Below are 17,112 nucleotides of genomic sequence, written 5' to 3' on the forward strand. Positions count from 1 at the left end.
CTAAGGAAATGCAGTATGTCTCTTTTAAAGCCAAGGGTGGCACCTTTTACATTATTGCTGCCAACGCTTATTGCCCCTCTCACTTATGCATCTAGTGATGCCGAACAACAAAAGCCCACCGCAAACACACAAAAAATGGAAACCGTTGTCGTCGTTGCGTCTCGTATGGAACAGTCTATTTCTGACGTCGCAGGTAGTGTGGCGGTTGTCAGCTCAGAAGATATTGAAAAGCAGATGGCAAACAATATCGAAGAAAGCCTGCGTTACATACCGGGCGTCAGCATGAATGGCAACTCACGTTTTGGGGCGTCAGATTTCAATGTCCGAGGAATGGACGGAAGCCGGGTTAAAGTTCTAGTCGATGGCGTAGAACAACCTGTCGCTTACGGTTCAGGAGTCAGCGGAACTGTGATGAATGTTCTTGGCAAAGGTCAAGGGCAAGTCGAAGTTGATACGCTCACCGCCATTGAAGTTAACAAAGGTTCGTCTTCAAGTTTGTACGGCAGTGGTGCACTCGGCGGCAGCGTTTTGATGAGAACAAAATCCGCTGATGATCTCCTCCAAGGCGAAGAAGGTCATGCGAGTGTCGACGCAGGGTATCAATCTCGCGACGGCAGTTACAAAGCAACCGTAAACGCGGCTCGCCAGTTTAATGAAGACCTTAAAGGGATGATTATCTTTACTCATCGCGATGGTGACGAACTGGAAACGCATGGCGATGGGGCTGATATCACTGGCGAAGGTCGTGGTAAAGCCGATCCGATGAACTACACATCAAACAACATTTTGTCTAAGTTAGAGCTTCAAGCCAGTGAAGATCATCATTTCGGGTTTACTGGGCAGTACTTCGAACAAGACTCGGATGGGAAAAGTCTTTCTCTAGAAGGTAGCTCTAGTGGCTTCAGTAAATATTCTAACTATCATTTCGAGGACACTCAGCGCAGAGGTCGCGTTGGCATTGAGCACACTTGGAATGCTCAATACTCCGCTTTTGATCACCTAACTTGGCAAGCAAACTGGCAGATTTCGGAAGCGAAAAACACCACAAAAGACACACTGACAAGCGCTTTCCCACCTTTTACCAGCACCGAACGAACCAGACAGCGTAACGCGAAGGATACATCGCTCCAGCTGGATGTACAGCTCGATAAATCGTTCGTGCTAGGAAACACAAATCACGACTTTATTTACGGAGCAACCTTAATCGACAGCGAGTTCAAGCTCGAAACTCGTGACACGGATAATAAAGGGAAAGACACCAGTGGCGTTGTTGAAATGCCACCAAAAACTGACGTACGCAAAGCTGGGCTTTTCGCGCAAGATCAGATGTATCTTATGAATGACCGCTTGATTGTAACCACTGGTCTTCGCTACGACATGTTCCAATACCGACCAACCAAAGATCATCGCAATATCAACGGCAACCTAGGTGAATACAAAGATCTCGATACAGATGCAATCACAGGACAATTGGGAGGCGTGTTCCACTTTACCGATACCACCAGCGCCTTCGCTAAATACGCGCGTGGTTTTAAAGCACCAACACCAGAAGAGCTTTACTACAGCTTTGAGCGTAATCCCGTCCCTGGAATGCATGTTGTAGTGCTTGCAAACCCTGATTTGAAGCCCGAATCCAGTGATTCTATTGAACTGGGTGTTCGCCAGAACTATCAAGTGTTGAACTGGGAATTAGCAGCGTACTACAACGATTACAGTGACTTCATTAACTCAACATCTTGGACTGAAGTGCACCAAGGTACTCGATACATGTACAGCAAAAACGAGAACATCGACAACGCGAAAATCTACGGTGTGGAATTCTCAAGTGCCCTGCAGCTCGGAGCGTTAATGCCTGTACCAAATGGCACTTACTTACGTGTCAGTGGTGCATGGTCTGAAGGTGAGGATAAAGACTCAGGAAAAGCCATAGACAGTGTCGCACCACTGAGCGGGGTATTGGGTCTTGGCTTCGACCAAGCCAATGCACTGTACGGCTGGGAAACCACCTTAACGGCTGTTGCTAGCAAAGATGGCAGCGATTGGAGCAATAAAGATAACTTGTCAGCACCAGGCTACGGCATCGTTGATGTTACCGCCTATGCGCAACCAATCAAGAACCTAACCATTCGAGGTGGTGTATTTAACGTATTTGATAAGAAATACTGGAGCTACAGCCGTGTGAAAGGGTTAACACCAACGTCCGTTGCAAATTCAGACTCGTTAACTTCGCCAGGTATCAACTTCGGCGTGAACGCGAAATACGTTTTCTAAAGCACATTTATACTATTTAGCCCCTTCTTCTACGGAGGGGCTTTGATTTATCAAACATACCCGTATTTGTTCATGGTATGTAAGGTGAAATACATGAAAAAACTCTTATGTTTGGCACTCGCTTCTTTGGTCACGATGCCCTTGCATGCTGAAGATCGCATGATCAGCTCAGGCTTTGGGGTGACAGAAATCATTTATGCATTAGGCGCGCAAGACAAGCTAGTCGGTGCAGATTTTACCAGTAGACATTTGATTGAAGGCAATGAAGACATCGCACAGTTAGGCTTACATGTTCGTCTCTCTGCTGAAGGAGTAATGGCACTGCGCCCTACCCACTTGATCGGCACTGATGAAATGGGACCACAAACTGCCATCAAACAAATTGCGAAAAGTGGTGTCGAAGTGGTAACAATCCCTTCAGGGCAACATGTCCCTCAGCTGTTGTCTCGAATAGACACTCTGGCAGCAGTCATGGGGCATCCTACTGAAGCCAAGCAGCTAAAACAAAGCGTGACATCAGAAATTGAGAAACTAGAACACAAACAATGCCAAACCAAGCCAAAAGCTATTTTCTTTATGCTTGACCGCTCTGGAGCAACACGCGTCGGTGGCGCTGATACGGCAATCGACACCATCATTACTCTCGCAGGGGCGATTAATCCTGCACAAGCACACTTTAAAGGCTATCGCTCAACCAGTATGGAAGCGATGTTAGAGATGCAACCCGACTACATTTTAGTGAGTCAAAGAGCGTGGGATATGTATCAGAGTGCGGATAAGATTCTGGACAAGTTGCCGGCTCTAAAATCAACGCCAGCCGGCATCAACAAAAATATCCTTGTCGTACCAAGTGGCGCCTTATTGGGTGGATTTGGGCTAGCAAGTATCGAGGTAGCAAAAGAGCTCAATCAAACGTTTTGCCCTCAATAATCAAGCGTTGCTTAAAAACAAAAAAACAGCTCCTAATGAGCTGTTTTTATTGCTTCTGAAAGCGATATCTAAGTGCAGGTATTACGCCTTCTTCACAAACTGCGCCGTCACCATCATCTCGCCAGCACCATCGACTTTACAATCTAGTTGATGATCTTTGCCGTCTTTAATACGACGAATCACAGCTTTGGTGCCGATCTTCAGCACCAATGAGCTGCCTTTTACTTTTAGATCTTTGGCTAACGTGACCTTATCACCTTCCTGCAGCAAAGTGCCGTTGGCATCTTTCACGTTTACGGCGTCTTCTTCTGCTGCCTGAGTCGGGTTCCACTCGTGTGCGCATTCAGGGCAAACTAAGTGGTCTTGATCTGGATAAACGTATTCTGAGTTACAATTTGGGCAAGGAGGTAAAGACATAAATAATCACGAGCTAATGAATTTGCCAATATGGTAATGGTAATTGCTCACCTTATCGAGCCTATTTGCAAACTATCGTATATATCGAAAAACAAAGCTGATTGAAAACGGCGTCATCTCTTACCCGAGGACAACGCCGTTCGATGCGCCGAACTACATAGACGATTCAAACAAGCCTGTAATACCTTTCAAAGGGAAAAGCCTTGCTTGATCCAACCCTCTCAACGTTACCGTATTGAGGTCGTCAATAAAGAAACGACTGGTCATCGTGTGTTTGCCACCATTAATGAAAATCTCGATGACAGAATGGTCGATATACATCTCAATCGTCTGCTTAGCGTCCAATCTTGGTGCTTTTCGAATGCCACCAAATTCTTCTGCGTACAAGTGCGACATGTGATGACGGTCCAGCATAAACTCATGCTCTGTCGCACTAAAGACGATGTTGTCACCTTTGAGGTTGCTCAGCTCAAGTTCAAAGCCATCGCCCACAAGGTCTAATTGGATCAAACAACTGGTACTTTCCAGTGTATGGGATTGTGCAAAGACCACCTCTTCTTTTCTTAAACTTTTCAGCTCAGGGAGCGGAGTTTGAACAAGAAAACCATCTTTCAACGTTAGTTCTCTAGGAAGAGACAGCATTCCTGCCCACTGGTGTGTGACCGATGGCGTGTCGATTTCTGGCAACCCTATCCATGCAATAAGAATGCGACGCCCATTCTCATCTAAATAGGTTTGTGGGGCGTAGAAATCAAACCCATAATCTGGCTGCAAAATATCTTGGTGGTTTTCTAAAGTCATCGACTCTAGGTTCAACTGATCACCCACGATATACGCGACAGAATAGATGTTTTTAAAATCATAAGGATTACTACTGCTCACGCCCTGTGGAGAAAACAGCATCACCGATTGACCATTAATCTCAAAGAAATCAGGACACTCCCACATGTACCCAAGGTCAGAAAACTTGGTCTTGATAGAACCTTTATGCTGCCACGTTTTCAAATCTTTGCTTTGATAGAGCGCCATTGAACCATGTTCAGTTTTGGTTTGAGCACCCACCACCATCAAATAGTCGTCGCCTTTCTTCCAAACTTTTGGATCACGAAAGTGCTCCGTGTAATGTTCGTTCTCAATGACCACACCGTGCTTTTCAATGTTGCCGTCTGAATCCATGGTGGCAAAACACTGTGTTGGGATTCGATTCCAGTTTTGGTCACGCTTGTTGCCAGTAAAAAACAGTAAAGCCTTGTTGTTTTCCACCAAAGCGCCGCCCGAATAGACACCATGTGAATCGTAGTCTTGGTCAGGATGAAGACCCACGCCATGATCAGTAAAATGGATGAAGTCTTTAGTAGAAAGGTGATACCAATACTTCATTCCATGGACTGGTCCCACTGGCGTCCACTGGTAAAAGATGTGGTGCTCACCATTGAAATAGCACAACCCATTTGGGTCATTTAACAGCCCAAATCTAGGGGCGATATGAAAACTAGGAAAGCCTTTATCTTGCTGACGTAAAAGTGTCATTTCTTCGATATCACACTGAGGGATTTGTTCAAGTCGGCGATATCTTTGCTCTACAGTCCAACGGTTGTCTAAGCTCATAATTTTTCTCAACTGAAATTGGATCTGAAGATCATTGCCCAATAAATTGCAGCAATTCTGTCTGGGTTGGAAGCGCGGTCATTGCGCCTTTTTGCGTCGTCGCTAATGCACCACAGCCATTTGCCCATTGAATCGCAGAGCTAACAACAGGATGATTTTTCCAATCCTCATGTTGAGACAGACATGCCAGTAGCCCTCCGACAAAAGCATCACCCGCACCTGTGGTATCAATCGGACTAACGACTTGACCGGTGATCAGCTCACTCTGACTTTCAAAGACGCGCCAAACGCCTTTCGCACCTTGTGTCACCAAGACCAAAGCAATATTCATAGCGGCTATTTGTTGTAAACCTTGCGCTATCGATGTTGAGTCAGTTAAGAACAAAAGCTCTTCTTCAGAGAACTTAACCACATCAGCCATCGCTACAGCCTTCATTACGACAGCTTGGATTTCTGATTGATCTTGCCACACTTCATCACGCAAGTTAGGGTCAAAGCTAATGAAACCACCAGCGGCTTTTGCTCTTTTGATCGCCTCAAATGTGCTGCTTCTACTTGGCTCATTTGCCAGTGAAATCGAGCAAACATGCAGCCAGTCACCTTGCTTAAAGTTTGGGATATCTTCAACAGACATAAACTGATCAGCGCTCGGTTTTACCATAAACGTAAAGCTGCGCTCACCTTGATCGTCTAAATCCACCACCACTGTTGATGTTCTTTGCTCAGGATCTTTAACGAGAAACTCCGTGCACACGCCCTCTTGATCCAGAGTTGATTTCATAAAGCGACCAAATGGGTCATCACCCACACGTCCAAAAAACGCACTCTTACCAGATAGACGAGCAATTGCTACGGCGACATTCGCTGGTGCACCACCGGGACATTTGAGTAAAGAAGTCTCAGATTCCGGTATTAGATCGACAACAGCATCACCAGTTACCCACACTTGATTCATCTTGCTTACCTTAAAATTAAAGCCCTGATAGTCCAACGTGTTGAACACCTTCACTACCAAGTAAAAATTGAAAAAGGCTAGCCAAGCCATTAGTGCTTGGCTAGCACCCCAAACATTTAGGAAAAGAAGTGGATTTTGGGGGACTCCATCCTTAAGGAGTTCAGATTAAGCCGTTGCTTTTTTACCGACTTTAGCGCGGTCACGCATACCAAGAACAATGGTGAGAACAAATGCGGTCAAGAACGCGATCACCATACCCGCGATGTAGTAACCAATCTTATCCGGCGTGATGGAAATGATGCCTGGAAGACCAGCTGCCCCTAATGCCTGAGCTTTCACATTAAACATTGTGATGAACGCACTTGATAACGCCGCAGCGCAAACTGCCGCAATAAATGGGTAACGTAGTTTTAAGTTAACACCAAACATGGCTGGTTCTGTAATACCCAGCAAACCCGTGACACCCGATGGAATCGCAATACCTTTCATCTTCTTATCTTTACTCATCACGCCCACCGCCAACGCTGCTGCGCCTTGAGAAACGTTAGACATTGCCGCAATAGGAAAGATAAAGGTGCCGCCAGTCGTTGCAATGTCCGCAAGAAGTTGCGTTTCAATCGCAATAAAGCTGTGATGCATACCGGTAATAACAAACGGAGCATAGATAAGACCAAATACCGCACCACCAACAAAGCCAGCTGTGTTGTATAGCCAGTTCAGACCATCACCCAATAGGAAACCGATATCACGCGTGAATGGACCGACGACAGTAAACGTCAATAAGCCCGTAATGAAAATCGCAAGTAGCGGCGTTAAGAGGTTATCTAAAACAGAAGGAATGACCTTGCGCAGACCTAACTCAACCTTCGCAAGAATGAATGCCGATACCAAAACCGGTAACACCGAACCTTGGTAGCCCACTTTTTGAATTTCAAAGCCAAGAATATTCCAAACCGGAATGTTGCCAGATACCGCAGCCCCCCCGAAGCCCCACCCGTTAAGTAATTCTGGGTGGACCATCAACATACCTAACGCCGCCCCTAAATAAGGGTTACCGCCAAACTTCTTACTAGCTGAAAATGCCAGCAGAATAGGCAGGTAAACAAACGGAGCGTTCGCAAACGTGTTGATCATGTTCGCCAAGTCTGTCAGTCCTGGGTTGGCATCAATCAAAGATTTGCCATCAATAAACAAGCCTTGAGCAGTCAAAAGGTTATAGATACCCATCAACAAACCGCCAGCGACGATTGCTGGAATGATTGGGACGAAAATATCAGACAGCCCTTTCACCGCGCGCTGAACGATGTTTTGTTTCTCTGCGCCAGCAGACGCAACGTCGTTGGTGGACATTTCACTCATCCCCGTCAACTTCGCCATTTCTGCATAAACTTGGTTTACGATGCCTGATCCAAAAATGATTTGGTACTGACCCGCAACTTTGAACTGCCCTTTTACCCCTTCAAGGCTATCAATCGCTTGTTCATCTATTTTTTGCTCATCTGCAACGGCAAGGCGTAAGCGTGTCGCACAATGCGCAAGTGCGGTGATGTTGCTTTTACCACCTAATAGAGTTAACAACTCTTTTGCTACTGCCGGATAATTCATTTCATACCCCATTGGATTATTATCTGAGCTTGCGATATTTTCGGGAACGTTTGCAAAACAGATTTTTGCTCAATAAAACCAAATGATCAAAGATAAAGCAGAGAGAATGTGAGAATGATCGTCAAATTCTCTCCCTAAGAGCAGTATAGGAGGTTAGAATCGCTACTTATCAAAGAGATTTTCATCTTCTCTTTGCAAACAATCCCAAAAACGAAAAACAGAATGGATAGGAACAATGGCGAGTCTGCATGATGTCGCCCGTCTGGCTGGCGTATCAAAATCAACAGTGTCACGGGTTATAAACGATGAGTATGGCGTAAAAGAAGCGACAAAACAGAAGGTCCGCCAAGCAGTAGCGGAGTGTGGCTATGTGCCGAACCAAGTCGCTAAAGATCTAAAATCTCAAAAGACCAATCTGGTTGGTGTCATTGTTCCTCGGGTTTCCTCTCATGCCACATCCCAAGGTGTCGATGGATTAACCGATGTCCTTGAAAAAGCTGGGAAACATGTCTTACTTGCTAGCACTCACCAAGCCCACGAAAAAGAACTGGAATACATTCAGATCTTTAACCAAAAACGGGTTGAAGGGATCATTCTTTACGCCACCCACCTCGATTCCAAGCTGGTAAAAGCAATTCAAAACTCAGCCGTCCCAGTTGTGCTCGTCGGTCAAGATGGTTCCATGTTTAATATTCCAAGCATCATTCATGATGACGCACGAGTAGGGTTTGAAGCGGGAAATAGACTGGTTGCAAAAGGTTGCCAAACCATGGGTTTTATTGGTGTGCAAGGTGACGATATCGCGGTAGATAAGCAACGCTCTGAAGGATTTGTTCAAGCTCTGCAACACCATGGTTTTGAGCTCGCCTTCCATGCTCGTGGTGACTTTACAATCGATTCTGGCTATTCATTGGCAAAACAACACTTAACAAAGAACCCTAAGCTAGATGGCTTGTTCTGTGCGACAGACCGTATTGCTATCGGTGCGATGAGAGCGATTCAAGAGCTCGGGTTAACACCGGGTAAAGACGTTTTAGTGTTAGGAGTTGGTGATGATGAGCTCGCATCAGTGTGCACCCCAACCTTATCAACATTTAACTATGCATTTGATAAAGCAGGGGAAAATGGTGCGAAACTGTTACTAGATAGAATTGCTAACAGAAGTTTTGAAATGAGTAAGATGGTACTAACCTTCAAAACAATTGAGCGTCAGTCCTGTTAATGAAAAAGCGCCAACTGAAATCAGTTGGCGCTTTTCTTATTACTCTTTGTAGGTTAGCTCCCTTTAGAACCAAGTTTCCATTTGCAGTGCAAACAGAACTTCACCACCATCACCCATCGTTGCAGCGCCCGCATCCTGGCTAATCGAGTAGCCATTCAAGTCTTCGCTCCAATCAACGTAGCTAACAGCAAAACGTAGCTCTGGACGGTCAAAGAAACCTGCTGCGGTAGACATCTTAAGCGTTGGTGCAATTGTCGCTTTGTAAAAACTGCCACTTGCTTTATCAATCGCATTGTCTAGGTCCATGTATTGGTATGAGCCTTCATAAACCATCTCAAAGTTTTGTGTAAACTCTTGCGCTAAGCGGATGTTGAACGATGCCCAAGTAAATTCATCATTTTTAGCAAAGCGATCTTGGCTGTGTTCTGCTAGCAACGCAGGTGCTACACGCCAGTTGTCGCCGATGCGTGTTACACCATAACTGAACAAGCGTACGGCTTTTGCGTCTTCTAGCAAATCACCGTTTGAACCAATGCCTTTAAGTTCTGCACCCAGTCCATCACCCATCAAAATACCGGTTTTAGAGAAGCCTTCACTCATGCCAAAGAAGTTATCGCCATGGTAAGCAAACATCGCATGTAAACCTTTGTCTGCTGCTCCTTCTACACGATCATTGTTATCAGCTGACGTCATGCCGCTCAGCATCAATTGCCAATTACCAAAGCGGTTGTTCATTGTCGCGATATAGTTTTCAACATCAGTTGACGAGCTATCAATCTCACCAAAATCACGACCATAGATCGAGAAGTTTGCTTTCCACGAATCGTTCATTTGGACGTCATACACGCCAGCACCAGTACCAGATAGGAAAACGATATCCGAGTCAAAGAAGTGAATGTCAAAGTTATCACGGTCAAATCGTTTACCTGCCCAAAACGTTGCGTCAGCAAACGCACTTGATTCAGAGAACATGCTCAACTTGTTTAGCTCAGCATATACCTGACGAACGTTTAATTGACTCTCACTCGCTGTCCATTCGTTATTGGTTTCCGTACTATCTGCCAACATGATTCGGAACAATGCGCTGGAACCATCATCTGCAAAGCGTTTGTGAATAAGGTTTGCTTCCACATAATGATCATCCTCAACCCCTAATCGTCCAATTGGCGCGCCAATAGCACCAGCTGCCGTCATGTAAGGACCAGTACCCACTGCACCATTCAGATCATCATTAATGAGCAGCCCGGAACGAGCGTAGCCATGAAACTCAAAGCTTGAGGCTTTCTCATTTGCTTCTGTGGATACTTTTTCTGTCTGTTCAAGTCTCTGTTCTAATTCATTAATTCGCTTTTCAAGAGCGTCAACATCTGTTGTTGCGAATGCAGGTGCTGTAACCAGCCCAAGCGCTACTGCCATCGTCAAAGTGTGTAGTTTCATTTCCATAGTCTCACGTAAATTTATACTTAGGTTATTTGCAAACGTTCCCAAGTAAAATTGCAAACTTATGGTGACTTTAAATACCTATCTAAAGTCTGAATTTCAGAGCGCTCAGACTCAGAGCGTCTCTACCACTTGTATCAATGGGGCGATAATATACAAACTTTTCGGGAACGTTACCGAACAAAAATAATTTTGTTAGCTGTATCACGTCCAGGGGCATTATTTACATAAAAATCATTAACCAGCGCACATTCCATTGATTGAAGCTATATAAACGAGGAATTGGTATAGCGGTGACCAAGCAGAGATAAGAAGATCATCCCATGTTGTCCTCGCCTTCTTAGTAGATTAGAGATGAGATGAGTTAAGAAAAAGCCAGATTCGACGCTCTGGCTTTGTTGTATTACCTTTTCAAGACCTTGAGTGCGGTTTGATGCTACGACCTGCGAGCTCCCTATTAATTCAGATCACTCCGTTCAGCGAGGACCTCCTTGAACACAAACATTCCGTTTAATGCCGCAGGAAAACCTGCATAAACCGACATTTGCAGTAAGACTTCTTTTATCTCTTCTGCTGTACACCCAACATTCAATGCTGCATTTAAGTGTACTTTTAACTGCGGCTGACAGTGCCCCAATGCTGTTAATGCCGCAACCGTCGCGATTTCACGCGATTTGATATCCAGTGCAGGTCGCGAGTAAATATCTCCGAACGGGTATTCAATGGTGAACTTGGCTAAGTCCGGACAGATATCTTGCAGACTATCAATAACGTTATGCCCTGCCTCACCATCGATGTCTGAAAGCAGTTTTAATCCTTGATCAAAGCGTGACGATGACATGTTTATGCTCCTTTTGTATGAATCTAGGAACACTCTACAAGTTAGAGTTAACTCTAAGTCAACGAACTTTTCCTTGCTTATACAAATCTATTTTTGCTTCTAGCGCTGCAAGGTGTTGCTTCTGTAACTCTAGGTATTCAGTCAGTTTTTCTTGATGTTTCTCTAGCAATACCTGACGCTCTTCAATCGTGCTCTCGCCTACTTCACGTAAATCTGCGTACTTAAGGATCTCTTCAAGCGGCATCGCGGTGTCTTTCAAACGTTTGACGAACTCGATCCAAGACAAGTCTTTGGCGGTATACATCCTATGTCCACTGGGGGATCTTTGAATATTCTTCAATAAACCAATTTTTTCATAATATCTGAGTGTATGAGGCGACAGTTCAACACGCTTCGAAAACTCACTCATGTTCATGCTCATTTCCCTACTTAAATTGCTGTATACCCAAGTAATCTCAAGGTGCTAGGTTCAGCAAGAATGACTTGGTTTGAAGGCGAGGCAACAATTTGAAGCTCTAGTGGTTCTAAATCAAAAATCGTTAACGAAACATACGAACCAAGGCAACTCGCCCTTCAAAGCACCTGTGCTATAAAGGCACTCAAATTTTCAATAGCTTTAATCATATAGAAAGAAGCGATGATCCAACAAATTAGGTAGCCTAAACTCAACCTTCTTGATGAAAACGCCAAGTAACAAGACATTGAAAACCATACCGTAGGACTCGACATGGAACGTCAAAAGCATCGGCTATCAATTTGTTTGACCGCTAGCGTTACCGCACTGGTCTGTATTCTACTTCTACCGCTATCGGACAACATGAAGCTGTTTTCAATCTTAGCCGTAGAGAGCATCATTGCGTTCAGCTACTACCGGAAGCAAAGCGTTTCAAAACCAAAAGAATAATCTGGCTTATACGGCTTATACCATTGCGATCCACACAAAAAAGGCGCTGTATATACAGCGCCTTAACTCTTTATGCGATCTTATCCGCTATGGTTTAAACTGTTGGGATAGATGCACGCCAAGCTTGGTTTTGGCTATCAGCAATTGAGCGGAACAGTTCACGCAACTCTTTTAGCAACCCTTCTTGGAAGCCGACGTTTTCGTCTGCTTTCTGTTTAGATGCTTGTGCGCGTGTCGCTAGAACTTCATCTTCTTTACTACGAGCCTGAGCTTTGGTTTGCTCTACGTTTGACGCAGAGTTTGCCATTTGAGTCAGAGCTTGAATGACTGAGTTCGTCGCTTGGTTGTTGCCCATTTGCTTATCAAACTTACGTCCGTAAGCCGTGGTATCCGCTTTGATATGATCCATATCGGTACGAATCATATTTGCTTCGCGGTGCATTTCCCCACGTTTTGCTTTCGCGCCTTCAAAACCTTTGGTGTTTTTGATCTCAGCCATTTTGGCATCTAAGTTTGCTTGTTGCCCCTTAAATGCTTTGTTACCAGCGGCTTCTTGTTTGATCTTCTTACCTGCTTTCATTGAGCCAACTGCGCCCATGATTGCAGTAACACCCGCCATAACACCAGAGATAACCGCCATTGCGATCATCGCTTTGGCTGAGTTGTTAAGCTCTTGTGCTTGGCTCTTAAGGCTTGCTACGTTTGCTTCAACAGCAATTTCACGTTGCAGTACTTGCTGCTCACGGCTTAGCTTAGACACTTGATAAAGCAGCGTAAGCAGAGACAGTGATTGTGAAATCGCGTCCGATGGAGATTTAATGACCTGCTCACCGTTTAGGGCTTTTTCTGTTGTCTGCATTAGCAGATTCACAGTTGGCGCCAATGCGCTCATCAGCTTTTCAACTACTCGAGCTTGATCGCCGATTGCAGGTGCTTTTGGACCATCCAATTGGTAATGTTTAGGACCTGATACTGCTGCCTCGCTGTTACCACGGATTGCCGCAGCTTCCGTTTTTGTCTCAGGCGCTTTTTCAGCCTTAGTGGTTTTACCTAGCTCGCCCAAACCGTAAAGATCTGCACGTCCAGTATTGCCAATTTTATCTAACATAAACGCTCCTTAAACCGTCGCTGGACGGCTCATCACCGCTTGCATCGTTTCGCCTTTCGCCTGAATCATCTGCATGATGACACTCATCAGCTCTTGGAAGTCTTCCATCAGCTTAGCGATCTCTTCTTTAAGCTTGTCGATAACCGCTTGGCTAAGGGTCATCTTCGCTCGCAAGTCAGTGATATCCGATTGGATATTAGTAACTTTCGCGTTATTAGAAGCATGAACCGCATCAGTGGTCCCCTTACCAACATTGACAGCAAGGTCGACGGTTTCTGCACCAAAACGGATTGCTTTCGCAGTCGTAGTCGCAGCTTTAGAGCCCATATCTGCGATCTTCGCCATGTTCGCTGCTGCTTTGGTCGCAATATCAGTGACTTTCTGTGCAATCTTACCTGCACTCTTCGCCGCCAATTTCGCGATACCACCTGCCGCGGCGCCGCCAAAGGTGACGATTGCCCCGATAACTGCTACGGCAATCTCTAGAGCCATCACGACCTTGTTGAGAGCATCGACATTAATGCCAGCCTCTTTCATCGCGTCTTGTACAGCTGGCTCTTGTAGAACCATGCTAACCGCGCCCATCACGCCGCCGGCAATCATTAATGCGCCTGCTGCCGCACCAACACCAGTAGCCACCATGATGGCACCAACGACAATAGAGACAACAGCACTGATCCAACCGAAGATCTTAGAGGCTAAGCCTGACTTCTGAGCTTCTTTTGCCGCAGCTTCAGACTCTTTGATCTTCTCTTGGTTTTCTGCCATTTCTTGCTCGTGCTTCGCTTTCGCTACTTTCACTTCCTGAATTTTAAGCTCGTTTTGAGCGCTCTTCAGTTTGTCTGTGATTGCAGCCAGCTCTACTTCAAAATCATCCGCAGAACCTGCGATGATTCTCACTGCTAGCGAGCCCGTATTGTCGGCAACCGCATGCAAAACCTTGGCAATCGAGTCTACGATTTTTTGTAGCTGAGCCATGGCTTTCAGCGTAAGTTCATTAACCTTATCGCTTACTGCGGCATTAGGTGCATCAAGCTGAACTTTAACTTTACCAGTGTTCAATGCTTCAGCATCTTTACCTTTTACGTTTTCAACGGTTACAGAAGGTGACGCATGAGATGCGGTCTTCGTTACCTTGTCTAACGTAGTTTGGCCAGAATCAGGTGTGTATACCTGACTCTGAGTGCGGTCAAGTGCAATAGAATTCATATTCTAGTTACTCCTTTTGTTTCTCACCGCTTCTAACATGATGTCTGCTCGTTGATGCAAGTCTGCATACTCTGATTTCCCGGCAGACATCTCCTTCGCGCTGTAAAACCCACTCTCTGCTTCTGTCAATTGCTCAAGCTTAAGGTGACATTCTGCAGAGTGGAAAGGTGGGCGTGGATCATTAATATCCACAAGCGCAGCGTAGCTGTAGGCATCAATCGCCTGCAGGTACTCACCCAGTTCCTGACGAGCGGCTCCCAAACCAATGAAAAAGCGCGCTTGGTAATGATCAAGCATGCTAAGTAGTTGGAAAACCTTAGCGGCTTGCTCTACCTTGCCTGATTGGAAAAAGTTGTATCCAACCGCATAAATGTGCTCGATAGTATCTGCCGATACGTCGTGCAGCATTTTTAACGTACCCCCATCCTCTAGAAACGAAAGTAGTTCCTCTGCTTGCATTTGAGATGGGTCAGTTGCCGCGTTTTGTGTAGTCATGGTTGTTTATCCTTAAATCGCTCGTAGGATTTCTTGTAAAATACTGTGGTACTTCTGAACAAACTTGTTCATAGCTTCAACGGTAGAGTTGTATTGAGAACTGGTGTCGTTCAGCTCAGTGGTTTTGATTTGCACTTCATCGTTAAGCAACTTGGATTTATCACTGACAGAACTAGAGAAATCAGACAATTTTTTGGATTTCTCGCCATTTTGATAATTCTCATCTTTTGCATCAATTCCCTCATACTTCAAAAACATACGGTGCGTAACCGATAGTACGTCTTCAGTTGAAGGTTTAATTCCACCGGAAGGGTCTCGGAATTCTGGTTTGATGTATTTCTCAACATTTTCTTTAGTAAAAACAAATTGAGAAATTGATCCAAATTGAAACTTGACGACACTATTCAGATCAACGTTGTCTCTGCTTATTGCATCAAAATCGATATATCGTCGATCTAAAAGCACATCCTTGCCTGGTCCAGGTTGCTCCAAACCTCTACTGCTACGAAAAACGTCACTTAGATGTTTAAACTCAGGTGACTTCTGAAATTCCTCTGGAGTACTGTAGTTAAAACTGGTGTGGTCAAATTTATAACTTTCAGGGTTGTAACCTTCACCATAAGTACCGCTTCCACTTTGCTTGATATGTATCTGAGACTGTACTTCACCAAAGATTTTTAGCCTTGCTGTATAAGACTGAAGTTCCTCTTTTTGCTGATCTCGTTTTTCAAGTCGGTTAACGCGACGCTCGTTTAAGGCAAACAGCACACGCTCATCAAAGCGATCACCAATGCTGGATTCAATCACAGACAGTAAATCGCGAGCAGTCAGAGAGTGTTCCGCTTTAACATCAGCGTGCTCTTTCCCGTCAGCTCCTGTGGTTATCTTCTTTTCTTCTTCTGAGATTTTGCTCAAGCGCGTATTTAACTTGCTAAGGTTCTCCATCATTTTTTGATGACGCGTAATGAAATCAGTACCAATGTCTTTTCTGGCAACAATCTTCTCAAATAGCAGGTTTATGTCTCGTGCAGTATTTTGTTTGATTAGGTCAACCTGATCTTGCGTCGCTTGGTATTTCTGTACCTTATGGAGGTTACCGTAAAACGTATCGACTTGCGTGTTCACAAGGCTTACCGCAATGCTAGAAAACAAACTCGAAAGTGTTATCGCATTTGGGGAGTTCTTGAGGTTTGCTACCACGGTATTAAGCACGTTTTGCAGTTGACCAACCTGTCCTGCTCCATATGCGTTTTCGTACTGACCTTTCACTTGTTTTGCTAGGTCATTTAATGCACCGGTAAGCTCTTGCTTGGACATACCTGGAATCCAAGCAATCTTATCTGCCAAAGCCTTAGCATCACTGTTACTTAACGTGATGCCTACGCTGTCTAAAGAAGTAACCAGTTGAGCTGTAACCGCTGCACTAAAGCTTTCTTGCGTTAGCAAGTAGTCCGAGTTCTTGAGCCCGTTGATGTCTACCGAGCCTAGATTACGAAAGGCATTGCGCAAAAATGAAATCGCACTATCACGGACTTCGCTAGAGCTCATTTGCTGCGCAAGAGCGTCTACAAATTTGCTGATCTCTGCTGTCGCGGCTGTAAGCGCGCTCGCATCTAGGGCTGCAATTTGCTGCGCTTGGGTGCTTTGGCTGCCTAAACGAAACTCATTGATAAAATCTGTTGGAAGCGAGCTGTCGACCGTATCTTTTAATTGCTTATCGAACCAAGACTGGAATTGATGCGCGAGCGTGTTGTTTACGCCAGTCACTACGTCTTGAGGCGCAATCTGACCATTCACCGCTTGGTGTTGCAGTGACTGCATCCAATGCGCAGCAGTCTCAGCGGCAGCAGTCCCCTTAAAGGCGGCTTGCTTTTCTAGCAGCGTGCGTAATGAATCTGCATATAGGTCCAAACTTTCTTGTTCGGTGCGCCCAACTACCATTGGTAATTGGCGAATCAAAGACTCTAATTGAGCTGCATCGGAATCGCCTAGAATTGGAGAAAGAGTCTCTACCAAACGCTGCTGGAAAGAGGCTTGAGAGTCACGATTCGTTGCTGTATTTAGAACTCCAGATACAGAGTTCATGGTTGTCATATCCGTCATTTAG

15 protein-coding genes are annotated in these 17,112 nt (G+C 45.1%); 4 read left to right on the plus strand and 11 right to left on the minus strand.

The genetic code is table 11. The features are described 5' to 3' along the window. Window positions 1-15 precede the first annotated feature (15 nt). Together MHO32_RS02315 and MHO32_RS02320 are read left to right on the plus strand one after the other, a co-directional pair. The gene (locus MHO32_RS02315) at window positions 16-2,271 is read left to right on the plus strand and encodes a TonB-dependent hemoglobin/transferrin/lactoferrin family receptor (protein ID WP_239210585.1); all 2,256 of its coding nucleotides are present in this window, start codon (window positions 16-18) and stop codon (window positions 2,269-2,271) included. Window positions 2,272-2,364: 93 nt separating this feature from the next. Beyond that, window positions 2,365-3,201, plus strand: coding sequence for a heme/hemin ABC transporter substrate-binding protein (locus MHO32_RS02320; RefSeq protein WP_038898130.1), 837 nt, complete (start codon window positions 2,365-2,367; stop codon window positions 3,199-3,201). Between the two features lie 81 nt (window positions 3,202-3,282). On the opposite strand, the gene MHO32_RS02325 is transcribed toward MHO32_RS02320, so the two are convergent. From MHO32_RS02325 to MHO32_RS02340, 4 genes are all read right to left on the minus strand, one after another. Next, window positions 3,283-3,618 carry a zinc ribbon domain-containing protein YjdM gene (locus tag MHO32_RS02325; RefSeq protein WP_005450215.1) on the minus strand — a complete coding sequence of 112 codons (336 nt, stop codon included), beginning with the start codon at window positions 3,616-3,618 and terminating at the stop codon, window positions 3,283-3,285. Window positions 3,619-3,771: 153 nt separating this feature from the next. Continuing rightward, window positions 3,772-5,226, minus strand: a complete 1,455-nt coding sequence (locus MHO32_RS02330; protein WP_239210586.1) for a sucrose-6-phosphate hydrolase — start codon at window positions 5,224-5,226, stop codon at window positions 3,772-3,774. Window positions 5,227-5,257: 31 nt separating this feature from the next. Then, window positions 5,258-6,181 (minus strand): aminoimidazole riboside kinase, encoded by a 924-nt coding sequence (locus tag MHO32_RS02335; RefSeq protein WP_038898132.1) that lies wholly within the window; start codon window positions 6,179-6,181, stop codon window positions 5,258-5,260. Between the two features lie 165 nt (window positions 6,182-6,346). Continuing rightward, window positions 6,347-7,786 (minus strand): sucrose-specific PTS transporter subunit IIBC, encoded by a 1,440-nt coding sequence (locus tag MHO32_RS02340; RefSeq protein WP_005450218.1) that lies wholly within the window; start codon window positions 7,784-7,786, stop codon window positions 6,347-6,349. 235 nt (window positions 7,787-8,021) lie between these two features. Between MHO32_RS02340 and MHO32_RS02345 the strand changes: the two genes are divergently transcribed. After that, window positions 8,022-9,008, plus strand: coding sequence for a LacI family DNA-binding transcriptional regulator (locus tag MHO32_RS02345; RefSeq protein WP_009698245.1), 987 nt, complete (start codon window positions 8,022-8,024; stop codon window positions 9,006-9,008). A 63-nt stretch (window positions 9,009-9,071) separates the two neighbouring features. Here MHO32_RS02345 and MHO32_RS02350 read toward each other — a convergent pair whose 3' ends face one another. The 3 genes from MHO32_RS02350 to MHO32_RS02360 all read right to left on the minus strand — a co-directional run bounded on the left by MHO32_RS02350 (window position 9,072) and on the right by MHO32_RS02360 (window position 11,704). Then, entirely contained in the window at window positions 9,072-10,445 is a 1,374-nt protein-coding gene (locus MHO32_RS02350; RefSeq protein WP_009698246.1) for a carbohydrate porin, read from the minus strand. Window positions 10,446-10,905: 460 nt separating this feature from the next. After that, the gene (locus MHO32_RS02355; RefSeq protein ID WP_050923965.1) at window positions 10,906-11,289 is read right to left on the minus strand and encodes a carboxymuconolactone decarboxylase family protein; all 384 of its coding nucleotides are present in this window, start codon (window positions 11,287-11,289) and stop codon (window positions 10,906-10,908) included. 58 nt (window positions 11,290-11,347) lie between these two features. Next, on the minus strand, window positions 11,348-11,704 hold the full coding sequence (locus tag MHO32_RS02360) for a MerR family transcriptional regulator (RefSeq protein WP_038898134.1): 357 nt from the start codon (window positions 11,702-11,704) through the stop codon (window positions 11,348-11,350). A 312-nt stretch (window positions 11,705-12,016) separates the two neighbouring features. Here MHO32_RS02360 and MHO32_RS02365 point away from each other — a divergent pair, with 312 nt between their 5' ends. Then, the gene (locus MHO32_RS02365) at window positions 12,017-12,193 is read left to right on the plus strand and encodes a hypothetical protein (RefSeq protein WP_167393747.1); all 177 of its coding nucleotides are present in this window, start codon (window positions 12,017-12,019) and stop codon (window positions 12,191-12,193) included. A gap of 94 nt (window positions 12,194-12,287) precedes the next feature. Here MHO32_RS02365 and vopD read toward each other — a convergent pair whose 3' ends face one another. The 4 genes from vopD to MHO32_RS02385 are packed head-to-tail and all read right to left on the minus strand — an operon-like array spanning window position 12,288 to window position 17,108. Further along, on the minus strand, window positions 12,288-13,301 hold the full coding sequence (gene vopD / locus MHO32_RS02370) for a type III secretion system translocon subunit VopD (RefSeq protein ID WP_005450225.1): 1,014 nt from the start codon (window positions 13,299-13,301) through the stop codon (window positions 12,288-12,290). 9 nt (window positions 13,302-13,310) lie between these two features. Continuing rightward, window positions 13,311-14,510 (minus strand): type III secretion system translocon subunit VopB, encoded by a 1,200-nt coding sequence (gene vopB / locus MHO32_RS02375; RefSeq protein WP_009698249.1) that lies wholly within the window; start codon window positions 14,508-14,510, stop codon window positions 13,311-13,313. A 3-nt stretch (window positions 14,511-14,513) separates the two neighbouring features. Next, a complete protein-coding gene (gene vcrH / locus MHO32_RS02380) occupies window positions 14,514-15,005 on the minus strand; it encodes a SycD/LcrH family type III secretion system chaperone VcrH (RefSeq protein WP_005450229.1) in 492 nt (163 codons plus the stop codon). Window positions 15,006-15,017: 12 nt separating this feature from the next. Next, on the minus strand, window positions 15,018-17,108 hold the full coding sequence (locus MHO32_RS02385) for a virulence-associated V antigen (protein WP_239210587.1): 2,091 nt from the start codon (window positions 17,106-17,108) through the stop codon (window positions 15,018-15,020). Window positions 17,109-17,112 lie beyond the last annotated feature (4 nt).

The organism is Vibrio sp. MMH1-50 (assembly GCF_022347645.1).
Taxonomy (GTDB): domain Bacteria; phylum Pseudomonadota; class Gammaproteobacteria; order Enterobacterales; family Vibrionaceae; genus Vibrio; species Vibrio harveyi.